This window comes from Tellurirhabdus rosea, assembly GCF_026278345.1.
GTDB lineage: Bacteria > Bacteroidota > Bacteroidia > Cytophagales > Spirosomataceae > Tellurirhabdus > Tellurirhabdus rosea.
In genome coordinates, this window is the sequence record NZ_CP111085.1 from 1,043,580 (window position 1) to 1,057,686 (window position 14,107).

At 56.7% G+C, this 14,107-nt stretch carries 14 protein-coding genes; 6 read left to right on the plus strand and 8 right to left on the minus strand.

Features of this window, described 5'->3' with window-relative positions; translation table 11 throughout:
* Positions 1-273 precede the first annotated feature (273 nt).
* Positions 274-960, minus strand: coding sequence for an alpha/beta fold hydrolase (locus ORG26_RS04300; RefSeq protein WP_266367295.1), 687 nt, complete (start codon positions 958-960; stop codon positions 274-276).
* 156 nt (positions 961-1,116) lie between these two features.
* Here ORG26_RS04300 and ORG26_RS04305 point away from each other — a divergent pair, with 156 nt between their 5' ends.
* Positions 1,117-2,181 carry a DNA topoisomerase IB gene (locus tag ORG26_RS04305; RefSeq protein WP_266367296.1) on the plus strand — a complete coding sequence of 355 codons (1,065 nt, stop codon included), beginning with the start codon at positions 1,117-1,119 and terminating at the stop codon, positions 2,179-2,181.
* 99 nt (positions 2,182-2,280) lie between these two features.
* On the opposite strand, the gene ORG26_RS04310 is transcribed toward ORG26_RS04305, so the two are convergent.
* From ORG26_RS04310 to ORG26_RS04320, 3 genes are all read right to left on the minus strand, one after another.
* A complete protein-coding gene (locus ORG26_RS04310; protein WP_266367297.1) occupies positions 2,281-2,997 on the minus strand; it encodes a DUF421 domain-containing protein in 717 nt (238 codons plus the stop codon).
* Complete coding sequence (locus ORG26_RS04315) at positions 2,994-3,236, minus strand: DUF2188 domain-containing protein (protein ID WP_266367298.1); 243 nt, start codon at positions 3,234-3,236, stop codon at positions 2,994-2,996. Before ORG26_RS04315 ends, ORG26_RS04310 begins: the two co-directional genes overlap by 4 nt.
* Before the next feature lie 111 nt (positions 3,237-3,347).
* Positions 3,348-4,643, minus strand: a complete 1,296-nt coding sequence (locus ORG26_RS04320; RefSeq protein WP_266367299.1) for a TolC family protein — start codon at positions 4,641-4,643, stop codon at positions 3,348-3,350.
* Positions 4,644-4,826: 183 nt separating this feature from the next.
* Between ORG26_RS04320 and ORG26_RS04325 the strand changes: the two genes are divergently transcribed.
* The 4 genes from ORG26_RS04325 to ORG26_RS04340 all read left to right on the plus strand — a co-directional run bounded on the left by ORG26_RS04325 (position 4,827) and on the right by ORG26_RS04340 (position 9,722).
* Positions 4,827-6,464, plus strand: coding sequence for an amidohydrolase (locus ORG26_RS04325; protein WP_266367300.1), 1,638 nt, complete (start codon positions 4,827-4,829; stop codon positions 6,462-6,464).
* 331 nt (positions 6,465-6,795) lie between these two features.
* Positions 6,796-7,629: an ion transporter gene (locus ORG26_RS04330; protein WP_266367301.1), complete on the plus strand. Its 834-nt coding sequence runs from the start codon at positions 6,796-6,798 to the stop codon at positions 7,627-7,629.
* A 44-nt stretch (positions 7,630-7,673) separates the two neighbouring features.
* Positions 7,674-8,090: an acyl-CoA thioesterase gene (locus ORG26_RS04335; protein ID WP_266367302.1), complete on the plus strand. Its 417-nt coding sequence runs from the start codon at positions 7,674-7,676 to the stop codon at positions 8,088-8,090.
* A gap of 81 nt (positions 8,091-8,171) precedes the next feature.
* Positions 8,172-9,722: a peptide ligase PGM1-related protein gene (locus tag ORG26_RS04340; protein WP_266367303.1), complete on the plus strand. Its 1,551-nt coding sequence runs from the start codon at positions 8,172-8,174 to the stop codon at positions 9,720-9,722.
* Between the two features lie 36 nt (positions 9,723-9,758).
* On the opposite strand, the gene ORG26_RS04345 is transcribed toward ORG26_RS04340, so the two are convergent.
* From ORG26_RS04345 to ORG26_RS04355, 3 genes are all read right to left on the minus strand, one after another.
* Positions 9,759-10,433 (minus strand): 2-C-methyl-D-erythritol 4-phosphate cytidylyltransferase, encoded by a 675-nt coding sequence (locus ORG26_RS04345; RefSeq protein ID WP_266367304.1) that lies wholly within the window; start codon positions 10,431-10,433, stop codon positions 9,759-9,761.
* 100 nt (positions 10,434-10,533) lie between these two features.
* Positions 10,534-11,577 carry a tRNA preQ1(34) S-adenosylmethionine ribosyltransferase-isomerase QueA gene (queA, locus tag ORG26_RS04350; protein ID WP_266367305.1) on the minus strand — a complete coding sequence of 348 codons (1,044 nt, stop codon included), beginning with the start codon at positions 11,575-11,577 and terminating at the stop codon, positions 10,534-10,536.
* Positions 11,578-11,760: 183 nt separating this feature from the next.
* On the minus strand, positions 11,761-12,135 hold the full coding sequence (locus tag ORG26_RS04355; RefSeq protein ID WP_266367306.1) for a hypothetical protein: 375 nt from the start codon (positions 12,133-12,135) through the stop codon (positions 11,761-11,763).
* A 195-nt stretch (positions 12,136-12,330) separates the two neighbouring features.
* Here ORG26_RS04355 and ORG26_RS04360 point away from each other — a divergent pair, with 195 nt between their 5' ends.
* Positions 12,331-13,305 carry a gluconolaconase gene (locus ORG26_RS04360; protein WP_266367307.1) on the plus strand — a complete coding sequence of 325 codons (975 nt, stop codon included), beginning with the start codon at positions 12,331-12,333 and terminating at the stop codon, positions 13,303-13,305.
* A gap of 98 nt (positions 13,306-13,403) precedes the next feature.
* Here ORG26_RS04360 and ORG26_RS04365 read toward each other — a convergent pair whose 3' ends face one another.
* Complete coding sequence (locus ORG26_RS04365) at positions 13,404-14,051, minus strand: 3-keto-disaccharide hydrolase (RefSeq protein ID WP_266367308.1); 648 nt, start codon at positions 14,049-14,051, stop codon at positions 13,404-13,406.
* Positions 14,052-14,107 lie beyond the last annotated feature (56 nt).

Consider the following 14,107-nt stretch of genomic DNA (forward strand, 5'->3'; position numbering starts at 1 on the left):
CCTCACACTTACGTCTAGGATGAATAAAGCGGCTGGGCAGCGCAAAGCCGTTTCTGTCGCGTTGCGACCCAATGTTTGTAGAAAAACAGGCAGGAAGGTACCCGGCGTGCCGTGGGTACGCCACCCTACGCTTACAAAGGTGGCGTACCTACGGCACACTCAACGCCCCCTCCATTTAGGGCTACAAACATTGGGTCGCTACGCGACGAATAGACCCTGATAGTCAGGCAATCAAGTCGCCCCCGATCCCCAGACTTCCCCCTTCAACCGGCCTCAGTCCACCTGCCGATGCTCCGCTTTCGCCAGCAGCGCCCGGATGGGGGCTACTACCGTTTCGGGATGGGTGAAGAGCGTGAAGTGGTCGCCGGGGACTTCGTGGAACGGCTCTTTGGGCGGTTTGATGATCGTGTCGGCGCGGGCGTGAATCCGGAGGTCGGGCACCACCGGCTTTAGGGGCTTGACCGGCGTCAGAATCAGGCGCAGCTGGTTCACTACGGCTTCTTTGGGACTGTTTATCAGCCGATCGAACGCATCTTCAAATATGGAACGCGACGGCTTCTTTTTGTATTCGAGCTGGACGGTCATCCATTTGTACAGGGGCGTAAACACCACCCCGGCCCGTACCAGCGGCGCCACAACGGCCAGATTTTTCAGCGGAAAGGCCACCCGGTCGGCCTCCGTCCAGGACGCAATCTGCACAATAGGACAGCCGACGCACTGCTTGATGTGGTAGGCGATCCAGCCGCCCATCGAATGCCCAATCAGCAGATCGTCCGGCGTGAGGGCGTACTGGTCAATAAGTTCTCGGGCAAAATCAGGAACGGTCGTCGTTGGACGGGGCTGATCGCCCAGTAGCGACCAGACGTCAACAAAGGTATGGTCGCCGGGAAGTTCAGGCGCTATTTTGCTGAACACAAGCTCGCTTTCGCCAAAACCGGGAATGAAGAAGACGCGGGGCATAAAGGCCGGAATGTTTCTGAAAGGGAATTTAGGATATATCGCCTCGTTTATCCAAACGAAAAACGCCGGTCGTAGAAAAACTTTGCCGGATTCGGCACGGCAACCTGCTAACCCAAACCCATCCCTTCGGAGTTATGTAGGAAATAACTCAACGCAATGGATTTACTCGAACTTGCTCAGGACCCCGTGAAGGTCGCCAAAGCAGTTAAATTGCAATACGTCAGCGATTCCATGCCGGGCATCACGCGCCAGCCGGAAGGCGACCGATTTGTCTACCACGACCCGAAAGGGGAAGAAATAACGGACGAAGCCACGCTGGAACGCATTCGCCAGATGGCCCTGCCGCCAGCCTGGGAACGGGTCTGGATTTGCCCAAAACCAAACGGACACCTGCAGGCGACGGGTATTGACACCAAAAACCGGAAACAGTACCGCTACCACGCTTCCTGGAACGCCATTCGCAGCGAAACGAAGTTTTTCCGCATGATCGCTTTCGGCGAACGACTGCCCCAGCTCCGCGAACGGCTCTACAAGGACCTGAAACAACGGGAACTGACGAAAGAGAAAGTCATCGCCATTGCCCTGAGCGTGATGGAACAGACGCTGATCCGGATCGGCAATGCGGCCTACGAAAAGGAGTACGGCTCCTACGGCCTGACGACCCTTAAGGATAAACACGTGCAGGTCGGGACGGAAGCCATCAAGTTTCGCTTCAAAGGAAAGAAAGGCATCTTCCACGACATCAAACTACAGGACCGGCGGCTCGCCCGGCTGGTGAAAGCCTGCCGCGATATTCCCGGCAAGGAGCTTTTTCAGTACTACGACGAGAACGGCGAACACCGCAGCATCGACTCCGGTATGGTGAACGACTACCTGCGCGAAACCACCGGGGAGGAGTTTTCGGCCAAAGACTTCCGGACCTGGGCCGGCACGGTCAACGCCCTGCGCATGCTGTCGGAACTGGAACCCTGCGAAACGGAAAAGGAGCTGAAAAAGAACGTCAATACCGTCCTTGAAAACGTGGCGCACAAGCTGGGCAATACCCGGACCGTTTGCCGCAAATACTACGTCCATCCGCAGGTGCTCGAAGCCTACGAGTGCCAGGACCTCAACCCCTATTTCAAACGCATGTCCCGCTTCCGCCAAACCAGCCAGTACGGCCTCGACTCAGTAGAAAAGCTGCTGCTGGCGTTTTTGAAGGACAGAGTTAAGGTTGAATGACTGAATGGTTGAATGACTGAATAGCTTTGCAAATTTTGACACTGCCAAACTATTCAGTCATTCAGTCAATCAATCATTCAGTCATTCAACATTCAATCACTACGTTACCCTCTCCGTCCGCCGGGCCATGACCCAGGTGTGGTTTTTGCAGCGTTCGCAGGTGCAGATCTGGTCTTTGCGGAGGGCTTTGACGTTGCCGCAGAAACAGCAGGCGAAATAACCGTCGCAACCGATTTGCTGCATCTGCATCCGGAAGTCGTCGGGGAGGATCGGCAGGCCGTAGCGGGTTTCCGGGTTGGGGTAGAAATAGACGCTCATCTCGCCGTTGGGTTCGCGAATGGCCGAGCGCACCTGCCCCAGATGCTCCACGCCCGACTGGCGGAGTTCACTGAAAAACTCGTCCAGGCTCAGGTCTTCCGAGTCAAAATCCTCGATGGAAAACTGGCCTTCCTTGATGATGTAAACGGGCTTGCCAAGCAGAAATTCCTCTACCTTCTGCTGCTTCAGGATGAGGGCGGTGACCAATCGGTAACAGGAAATCATGACGACGAAAACCACCAGCGCCGACAGCAGCGGCACATCGTGGTACAGCATCGGGTCGCCGGCGGCAGAGCCGAGGCCGACAATCAGCACCAGTTCGAAGACGGACAGTTGCCGCACTTCGCGTTTCCCGGATAATTTGAGCGAAAACAGAATCACGCTGAACATAACCAGCGTCCGCAGGGCCACTTCCCCCAGATAAAGCCAGGGAAAGTTGTCAATCAGCATGCGGTGCCAGTCGAACGGCTGCAAATCAGCCTGACCGGGAGCGCTCATGACGCCTTCCCGCCATGCCCGCTGTCCGAATGGTCTTTTTTCTCCGGCGCGTGGTCTTTCCGAACTTTCATATCGCGGTTGGCGGCCCATTCCTCCGCCCGGGCCGTGGCGATGGCAATGGCCCGTCCTTCTTCCATTCCTTCCTCAAGCAGCGCGTTGGCGATCTCGATGGCTTTATTCCGTACCGGCGCCATAAAATTTTTCAAAGAGGCCGGATACTCCTTTGTGTTCCAGGGCATAAAGCAGTTATGAGTTATGAGTTATGAGTCTGAACAGGAATAGAAACTGAATGTTTGTACGTACGCTAACTCTTAACTCATAACTCTTAATTCATAACTCTTAATTCATAACTAAAAAATGGTGCTGGTCAGGCGGAGGAGTTCGATTTCGGCTACTTTGGCGTTGTATTCGGCATCGATGAGGCGGGTTTCGGCCGCTACGGCGTTGCGCTGCACATCGCGGAATTCAACGGCGGTGGAGTTGCCGACCCGGTAGCGTTCGAAAGCGATATCGACGTTCTGCCGGGCGATGTTGAAGTTCTGCACCTCCAGATTCAGCAGGGTCAGGCTGTTCTGGTACTGCGTGAAGGTCTGTTCGAGGGCCGACACCAGTTGCAGGCGCTGGTCGAGTTCCTGCCGCTCGGCAATCTGGGTGTTGATCTTCGCGTTGTTGATCTGGCGACGCAGGTTGTAGCCGTTGAAAATAGGCACGGCGGCGGTCAGCGAGTACGTCAGGCCGCGGTTGTGGGCCGTAGCCACGCCAAATCCGCCCTGGTTGTTGATGAACGTCTGGTTGTATCCGGTTGTGATCCCAACCTGCGGCAGCTGCTGGGCACGGGCAATGCGCACGTCGATATCCGCCAGCCGACGGTTCAGAACGGCCTGCACCAGCAGCGGGTTGTTGCTGACGGCCTGCCGGAGCGGTTCCAGTTGCAGATCGGTCCGGACCAGAATCGTATCCCGGACGGCAAACTCGGTCAGCGGCTCCCGCACCATCAGCGTATTGAGGACAATTTTGGCGTTTCGCAGACTCTGTTCCTGCGCAACCAGCGCGGCGCTGTCGGCGTTGTAGTCCACCTGGGCGCTCAGGTAATCCACCCGCGAGCGGGTGCCCACTTCGTAGTTGGCGCGGGCCAGTTCGAGGCGTTCGCGGGAAATACTGAGGGCCTGCCGGAAGGCAATCAGGCGCTGCAGCTGCCGGATCACGTCGTAGTACGTCGAGGTTACGCTGGCGGCCGTAGCTTCCATGTTGGCGCGGGTCGTCACTTCGCTGAACCGCACCAGTTCGCCGAGCCGGTTGTAGTTCAGGCCCCGGTCAAAATCCAGAATATTGTACGTGGCGTTGAGCCCGACCGTGTTGGTCCGGTTGAAAGCGCCCCGGATTTCCTGGGGCGGCCGGAGGTTTTGCAAAAAGGTCTGGTTAATGTTCTGCAGCGAACCGTTGCTGGTGAAGTTCCCGGTGACGATGGGCAGATAGCCGGCCGCTCCCCGGTCGTAGTTGTTGCGGGCGATCTCCTGCTCGGCCCGCGTGATCTGAATCTGGTAATTCTTTTCAATCGCCGTTTGCACGGCCTGCTGGAGGGAAATCTGCTCCCCCGGCTGAGGAATCGTCGCCACCGTCAGCGTACGCTGCAACGCACGCTGCATGTTCGTAGGTTGCTGACAATAGGCGGAAAACGGAATCAGGGAAATTAAAAGACCAATAGCTACTTTCATTGAGAGAAGGATTGGAAGGAAGAAACCCAAAATTACGAGAGTGGATGAATAGTTGAAAAGTTAAGCGAAGGTTTTCCCCGAACTATTATGTTTGTTACCGGAAAACCCATCTGCATGAAAAAGGCATTTTACCCGTTTATTGTACTTGCTCTTCTGGTGCAAAGCTGCTCTTTTAAGAGAAAAGCGGACCTGATTGTTCACAACGCCACCGTTTATACGGTCGATTCGACTTTTTCCACGGCTCAGGCCTTTGCGGTCAAAGACGGAAAATTTATCGAAGTGGGTTCGTCAGCCGACATTCTGAACGCCTACGAGGCCGACAGCGTCGCCGACCTCGGCGGTAAACCGGTTTATCCCGGTTTCTACGACCCACACGCACATTTTATGGGCCTGGGCCAGATGCTCGACCAGGCGGACCTCGTGGGCGCAGCCTCCTACGAAGAGGTTATTTCGCGCCTCAAAACGTACCACGCCGCCCACCCGGACGCCATGTGGATCATCGGCCGGGGCTGGGACCAGAACGACTGGCCGGACAAGCGTTTTCCGACAAAAGAAAAACTGGACGCCGCGTTCCCGAACATTCCCGTCGCCCTGACCCGCGTGGACGGACACGCCCTGCTGGTCAACTCCAAAGCCCTGCGGCTGGCGCAGATAACGGCCGGGACCAAAATGACCGGCGGCGATGTGCTGCTTGAAAACGGCCAGCCCACGGGCGTCCTGATCGACAATGCCATGCAGATGGTCCGCCGGGTGATTCCGCAGCCGGAGGAACAAGACCGGGAACGGATGCTGCTGGCCGCGCAGAAAGTCTGCCTGTCGCTGGGCCTGACGACGGTTTCCGACGCGGGCCTGAACCGGCCGGATATCGAACTGGTCGAAAAAATGCAGAAAGACGGGCGGCTCAAAATTCGGGATTATGTCATGATCAGCCTCGGTGAGCCGAATATTGACTACTACCTCAAACGTGGCCCGTTCCAGACCGACCGGCTGACGGTCCGGTCCTTCAAGCTCTACGCCGACGGGGCGCTGGGGTCGCGCGGGGCCTGTCTGCGCCAGCCGTACACCGACCGCCCCGAAACGGCGGGTTTTCTGCTGCTGAGTCCGCAGGAACTGGAACGGATTCTGACGCTGCTGGCCAACAGTTCGTTTCAGGCCAACACCCACTGCATCGGCGATTCGGCCAACCACCTCATTCTGGACCTGTACGGAAAGCTGCTGAAAGGGAAGAACGACCGGCGCTGGCGAATTGAACACGCGCAGGTGGTGTCGCCGGAAGATTTCTGGAAATTTGGCCGGTACAGCGTCATCCCGTCCGTGCAGCCGACCCACGCCACCTCGGATATGTACTGGGCCGAAGAACGGCTCGGTCCAGTGCGGGTCAAGGGAGCCTATGCTTTCAAAGATTTGATGAAGCAAAACGGGCTGGTTTCGTTCGGCAGTGATTTTCCGGTGGAGGCTCCCAACCCGCTGTTTGGTTTTCACTCCGCTGTGGCTCGCGTCGATGCCAAAGAATACCCGAAAGGCGGCTACCAGATGGAAAATGCCGTAGACCGCGCCTCGGCCCTGAAAGCCATGACTCGCTGGGCCGCTTTCGCCTGCTTTGAAGACCACCTGCGCGGCTCCATCGAACCGGGCAAACAGGCCGATTTCGTCGTTCTCCAGCAGGACATCATGAAAATTCCCGTCCCGCAACTCCGCAACGTAAAGACGGCGCAGACCTGGATCGGCGGGGAAAAGCTTTTTGAGTTATGAGTCAACGCTTTTTGGGGTGAACAGGGCTTTGTTGCCTGGACCCGGAAACGCCAAGCCCCTTTTTGTCGCGTAGCGCCCCAATGTTTGTAGCCTTCAAATGGGTGGCGTTGAGCGTGCCGTAGGTACGCTACCTTCACGCGAAAGGTCACCGGGCCCTCGAAGGCGACGAACGAACCCAAAAAACCGAGCAACAAAGCCGGTAAGAATTACGAAAAGCCGTTATAAATTAAGCGTTATGAGTTTTGAGTCAGCACCGCTATTTTTGAATACCTTACAACCTCCGCACACAACTCTTAACTCATAACTCCTAACTCCTAACTCTTAACTCAAAATGCCCACCGTCGCCCGCCGTCCCAAGACCTCTGTTCGAACGCCTTTGCGGAAGACGTTTTACCGGATTCTGGAAACGTCGGCGGGGCATCGGCGGGGCTGGAGTCAGGTCTTCAACGGGCTTCTGATCACCATTATCTCGCTGAATTCCGTTGCCATTGTGCTGCATACCGTACCGGAGCTGAACCAGCGGTACGAGCAGGTCTTTTACGACTTCGAACTGTTTTCGGTTACCTTTTTTACTCTTGAGTATCTGCTCCGGGTCTGGGTCTGCGTCGAAAATGACCGATACAGCCATCCGGTCTGGGGCCGGGTCCGCTACCTGTTTTCGACGGCCGCCATCATCGACTTTCTGGCCATTTTTCCGTTTTACTTCACCCTGTTTGCTACCGATCTGGCCATTGTCCGGATTCTTCGGCTGTTCCGGATTTTCCGGCTCTTTCGGGTTACGCGGTATTCGCACGCCTTCAAGGTGATTCGGAATGCGGTGGAGGACAAGAAGGAGGAACTGATTCTAAGCCTGGTGTTTGTGCTGTTCATGCTCATCATTGTGTCCAGCCTGATGTATTACGTCGAGCACTCGGCCCAGCCCGACAAGTTTTCGAGCATTCCTGCTACCATGTGGTGGGGCATCAGCGCCATGACGACGGTCGGCTACGGCGATATGCACCCGATTACGCCGCTGGGAAAAGTGCTCGGCGGTCTGGCGGCTATTCTCGGCATCGGCCTTTTCGCCCTCCCGACCGGTATTCTGGTGTCGGGCTTTACGGAGCAGATTCGCACGCAGAAAGCCCCCACCAAACATCGCTGCCCGCATTGCGGAAAAGAATACTGACGGTCCGGCCTTTTATTCTTTTAAACGCATTTGTCAACCGTTCGATGCCTTCTTCCTTCTCTCACTCTCTGCGCGTTCGCTGGTCCGAGGTCGATGCCTACGGGGTTGTTTTCAACGGAAACTACCTGAATTATTTCGACGTGGCGATTACCGAATACTTCCGGAATCTGGGCCTTCAGTTCACCAATCCCGAAGCCATCGGCGGCGAGTTTTACGTCCGCAAGGCCACGCTGGAATATCACGGCCCCGCCCGTTTCGACGATTTGCTGGACATTCAGGTCCGGTGCGGCCGGATCGGCAACAGCAGTCTCCAGTTGCTGCTGCTCATCACGCGGAACGGTGAACTGCTGGTTTCCGGCGAAATCATTTACGTCAACACCGACCCCGCCACCCGGACCGCCGCTCCCGTGTCCCCGTCCCTGCGTCAGCGAATCGAGGCTTTTGAGAACCCATCCGACTGAAAATCAAGTCCCGGGCATGACCGGCGTCATCACCTGCCTGCCTTTGCGGCGTTAATTTCCGGCCTGATTATTCCTATTCCCATGCTGGATTTTACGACGACCTCCCCAACCCGTTCGGAAACGGTTTCCGCGTTTTCTGCCCAGACGCCCTTTCAGCGGCTCCAGCGCCAGATGAGCGCGCAGTTTCGCGATTTATGGACAGACCCGCTGCGGCCCCGGGTGGTGGTGGTGGTTCCCAGCATCACGCTGGATGAAACGCTAAGCGCGCACCTGCCCGGCGATATTCACTACGAAGAACGGCTGTTGTGTCTCCTGATGCTGCTGCGGCAGCCCCGCACGCGGCTGATTTACGTGAGCAGTCTGCCCATCGCCCCGGCCATCGTCGATTATTACCTGCACCTGCTGCCCGGCGTTCCGGGGGCGCACGCCCGCAAACGGCTGACACTGCTAAACTGCCACGACACTTCCGCCCGGCCGCTGACCCGCAAGATTCTGGAACGGCCCCGCCTCATGGAGCGAATCCGGCAGGAGCTTTCGGAGGAAGCCCCGGCCCACCTGACCTGCTACAATGTGACCGAGCTGGAAGCCCAGTTGTCGGTAGAACTGGGCATTCCGCTGTACGGCTGCGACCCCGCGCTGCTCCCGCTGGGGTCCAAAAGCGGCAGTCGCCAGCTTTTCCGGGAGGCCGGCGTTCCGCTGCCGGACGGTTCTGAGGATCTTTTCTCCGAAAACGAAGTGATTGATGCGCTCGCCGCCCTAAAACGCCGCCAGCCAACGCTCCGAAAGGCCGTTGTCAAACTGAACGAAGGGTTTTCCGGCAAAGGCAACGCCACCGTTTCCCTGAGCGATGCGCCGACCGATGAACAGCTGACCGACTGGCTCCGGCAGGAACTCCCCCACCGCCTGCGGCTGGTGGACCACGAACTGACTTACGAAACGTTTTTTGCGCAGTTGAAAAGCATGGGCGGCATTGTCGAAGCCTTCATCGACGGCGGTCGCAAAACGTCCCCCTCCGTGCAGTGCCGCATTGACCCGCTGGGCGGGGTCTCCGTCATTTCGACCCACGATCAGATTCTGGACGAAGAAACGGGGCAGGAATACCTCGGCTGCCGGTTTCCGGCGGATGCGGCGTACCACCGCGATCTGGCTGAGGCTGGTCACCGGATTGCCTCCCGCCTGCGGGAACGCGGCGTGCTGGGCCGGTTTGGCGTCGATTTCATGTCGGTCCAGCAGGCTGACGGAAGCTGGAAGTCGTTTGCCATTGAAATCAACCTGCGAAAAGGCGGGACCACGCACCCGTTTCTGCTGCTCCAGTTCCTGACCGACGGGCAGTACAACCCGGAAAAGGGCGAGTTTGAACTTCCGAAGGGCGGCCATCTTCACTATTTCGCTTCCGACAATCTGCACAGCGAACGCTACCGCGGCCTGACCCCCGACGACCTGATGGACATTCTGGTCCTCCACGCCCTGCACTACGACAGCACCGTGCAGGAGGGCGTCGTTTTCCACATGATGGGTGCACTCTCCGAATTTGGCAAGCTCGGCGTCACGGCTATCGCCCACACGCCCGAACGCGCCTACGCACTCTACGAACGGGTTGTAGAAGTGCTGAATGGGGAGGTTTTGGATTAAAGATTTAACGTAGCTCCGCTTCTCACCATTATACGTTCAACGTTCAACCAAAAAGCTTTCCGCCCACACCAGGTCTTCCGGGGTGGTGATTTTGATGTTTTCGTAGGCGCCGTCGATGAGGGTGATGGGGAAGCCGGCGTATTCGACGACGGAGGCGCAATCGGTGAAGAAGGGCTGTTCGGGCGTCAGGAAAGCGTTGCGGAAAAGAGCGAGCTGGAAAGTCTGCGGCGTCTGGATCAGGCGGTACTGCGTGCGGTCGACGGCTTCGCTGCGGCCATCGGGGTGGAGCAGCCGGGCGGAATCTTTCAGCGGAACACAGGTAACGGCCGAGCCGGTGCGGGCGGCCGTTTCAAAACCGTTCCGGATCATGTCGGTCGTCACGAACGGACGGACCCCGTCGTGCACGGCCACCAGCCCCTCTTCCGACGGGATGCGGGAGAGGCCGTTCCGCACGGACTGGAAACGGGATGCGCCGCCGGGCGTCACCTCGACCGGCTCGGCAAACTGATGCGTTCGGCAAAGGTCTTCCCAAACCGGAATCTGGGCTTCGGGCAGTACCAGAATGGGCTTCAGATCGGCCGAATACAGCCGAAAACGCCGGATGGTGTGCATCAGAATGGGCAGTCCGCCCACCGGCAGAAACTGCTTGGGCATCTCGCTCCCCATCCGGCTGCCGCTTCCTCCGGCAACAATTATGACGAATTGATTCATGGAAAAAGGAGGAAAGGGAGGAAAGGAGGAAGGGGAGGAAAAGAGCAAGGTTATCCGAATGGCTATACCTTGCTCTTTTCCTCCCCTTCCTCCTTTCCTCCTAAAGAATCAACATCGCGTCTCCGTAGCTGAAGAAGCGGTATTTCTCCCGGATGGCTTCCTCGTAGGCTTTCATCACCAGATCGTATCCGCCAAAGGCGCAGGTCATCATGATGAGAATAGACTCCGGAAGGTGGAAGTTGGTCAGCAGCGAGTTGGCAATTTTAAATTCGTAAGGCGGGAAGATGAACTTGTCCGTCCAGCCCTCCACCCCTTTCAGGCGGCTGTTGGCCGAAACCGAAGACTCCACCGCTTTCAGGGACGTTGTGCCTACGGCGCAGACCCGTCGGCCGTTGTCCAGCGCGTCGTTGACGAGTTTGGCCGAAGGGTCCGTGATGATGTAATTCTCCGAATCCGTCTTGTGCTTGGTCAGGTCCTCCACATCCACCGGGCGGAAGGTGCCGAGTCCGACGTGCAGAGTGATGGGCGCGAAGTGGATGCCTTTGATTTCCATGCGCTTCATGATGGCTTTCGTGAAGTGCATCCCGGCGGTCGGTGCGGCCACGGCTCCGATGTGTTCGGCGAAGATAGTCTGGTACCGGTCGCGGTCGGCGTCCTCCGTTTTGCGGCGGATTTCGCGGGGCAGCGGGGTTTCACCCAGTTCATCGACAGCCTTCATGAATTCCTCATGCGAGCCTTCGAAAAGGAACCGTATGGTCCGGCCGCGCGAGGTCGTGTTGTCGATCACTTCCGCAACCAGGTCACTGTCACCGAAATACAATTTGTTGCCGACACGGATTTTCCGGGCGGGATCAACCAGCACATCCCACAGACGCATTTCCCGGTTCAGTTCGCGAAGCAGGAAAACCTCGATTTTGGCACCGGTTTTTTCCTTGTTTCCGTACAGGCGCGCCGGAAAAACTTTGGTGTTGTTGATGACCATGACATCACCGTCGTCGAAGTACGACAGGATATCCGAGAATTGCTTATGTTCAATGGTCTTGGTCTTACGATCAACCACCATCAGCCGGGCCTCCCCACGGTCCGGCGGGTATAGTGCAACAAGACTTTGGGGCAAGTCAAACTTGAATTCGGACAGTTTCATACAGTCAGAAAAGAACGAGTGTTCCTAAAGGAGCGCAAAAATAGGAAAAAAGTAGGCAGTTGATGGTGAATGACTAATAGATTTTTGCAATTAAGCAAAAACATGCACCTATTTCTTTTAATGGTAACGGACAAAATTGGCAAAATCCAATTCAGGCGTCCCCCGTCCGCTACCCGCAGAAACTTATTGCTCACCATTCTCTGCCAGACCAACGGCTTTGATGGGCTGGACGGCCCCTTCCGTGTTGACGTCGGGCCGGTCGGAGATGGAGAATTTCTGCATGAGCGCCGCCGAAGCTTCGTTGGCGTAGGCTCCCATGCCAAACACAAAGACGCCCTTGAGTCCGTTGCTGGTCGAGATGCCGAACAACGTCATTTCATCGCCGGGGTCGGAGGTGCCTTCAAAACGGTGGAATTCATCCACGTGAAATTCGTCACTTTTAAACTGCTTGCTGCTGCCGGTTTCTTCCAGAAAATCGCCTTTGGGGGCAAATTCGGCCGTATACCCGCGTTCCCGCAGGTCTTCCATGGCTTCCGTGAGGGTTTCAAAATGTTTCATAACGAACAAAATAGAGTCGGTGTATACTGTGAAACCGGGAAAGCAGGGAGATGTTTCGGCACAAAGTCGGTGTTTGGAGGCCGTTCTGTAAAATTAAGCAAACAAAAGAGGTAACAACATCTTTTATGCACGGGCCGCCGCTCTCCCGGCGGCCTCGCCTGACCATATCTTCTCCACTCCAAACTTACACAGCGTATGAAAAGAACCTGGTACTCCACGGCCTTACTCGTCACGGCAATCTCCGGCCTTACCGCCTGCGAAGACCATCCGGCCAGCCCCAACGCCGGTTTTCCGGAGCGAATCGAATTTGTGGCACCGCGCCAGTACCCCGAAGGCATTGCCTATTCGGCCCAGCTGAACCGGTTTGTCATTACGTCGCTGACGCAGGGAAAGCTGGGCACCGTGGATGTCAACGGCAAGTATGAAGACCTGATTGCCCCGCCCGAACTCATCAGCGGGGTGGGCGTTAAAGTTGCCGACGGGCGGATTCTGGTCTGCAACAGCGACAACGGCGTTTCGACCAAAAGTTCGCCACAAACGGCCACCAAAACGGCCGAACTGCTGGTGATCAACATCGGCTCCCGCCAGTTGGAACGCCGGGTTGACCTCGACAACCTGCTGCCGAACGTCAACCACTTCGCCAACGACCTCGCCATCGCTCCTGATGGCACCGTTTACGTCACCGATTCCTTCGCGCCGGTGGTCTACCGCGTTACCCGCGACGGGCAGGCGAGCATTCTGGTCAACGATTCCCGGTTTGCCAGCACCAGTTTTGGTCTGAACGGCATCGTGTACCACCCGAACGGCTATCTGATCGTGGTGAAAACGAGCGAAGGCAAGCTCTTCAAAATTGACCTTCAGAACAACAACGCCATCTCGGAAGTGAGCGGCGTTACTCTTCAGGGCGGCGACGGCATGACGCTGGTCGGCAATGACCTGTACATCGTCACCGGCAGCGGCAGCCAGGTTTCGCAGGTCCGCAGCACCAACAACTGGCAGTCGGCCTCGCTCGTGAAAAACGACACCCAGGGCTATTTCCAGGCGACCACCAACACGCCCGTGAACGGTCGCATCTACACGCTCAACGCCCGCATCGGCGAAATCCAGCAGGCAATGGGTAACCCCGCGCTGCTGCAATCGAATAACTACAGCATTCAGGCGTTTAAGTGAATGATTGAATTTTGAATGATTGAATGATTGATTGGCTCCGCCAGTTTCTGCATTGATGCGGAGCCAATCAATTATTCAATCGTTCAAAATTCAATCATTTACAAAACCTTCACCATAATATCCTTATAAAGCACCTTGCTGGCCGGGTCGTGGCCCTGGATGGCGATGGTGCCGTGGTTCAGCACTTTCCGGACGCTGCCTCCTTTGCGGTCGGGGTTGGTGGCTTCGGTGTATTCGTTAATGACTTTGTCGTTGACCTTGATCGTCACCTTGTTGTCTTTCACGATGATGTGCTGGGTGTACCACTCGTTGTCTTTTACAAACACGTCCCGCACGTCCTGAAAAGCGTAAACGCTGCCCGTTTTCCGCCAGTCTTCGTGGGTCTGGTTCACCTGAATTTCGTGCCCGACGTTCGGCCAGCCTTTTTCCTGGTAAGCCGTGTGAATGAACATGCCGGAGTTGGCCCCGGGTGCCGTTTTGATGGTCGCTTTCCACTCAAAATTCTTGAAATCGTGGTTACCGATAGGGCCTTCGTAGAACAGGTGGGCCCGTTCGCCGTAAACGACCAGCGCGCCGTCCTGAATGGTGAAGGTGGACGGATTTTCGGCGGCTTTCCAGCCGGTAAAGGTCTTGCCGTCAAATATGCGAACCCAGCCGTCTTTGGTAGCCGACGAGTTTGTGTTTTTGGAACCGGCGCAACCGGCCAGCAGGGCGGTTGCCATCAGGAAGGTAAACAGGCGTTTCATGGGATACGGAATTGTTTTGTCATCTGCCGATAGGAAGGAACAGGACCGTCGATTAT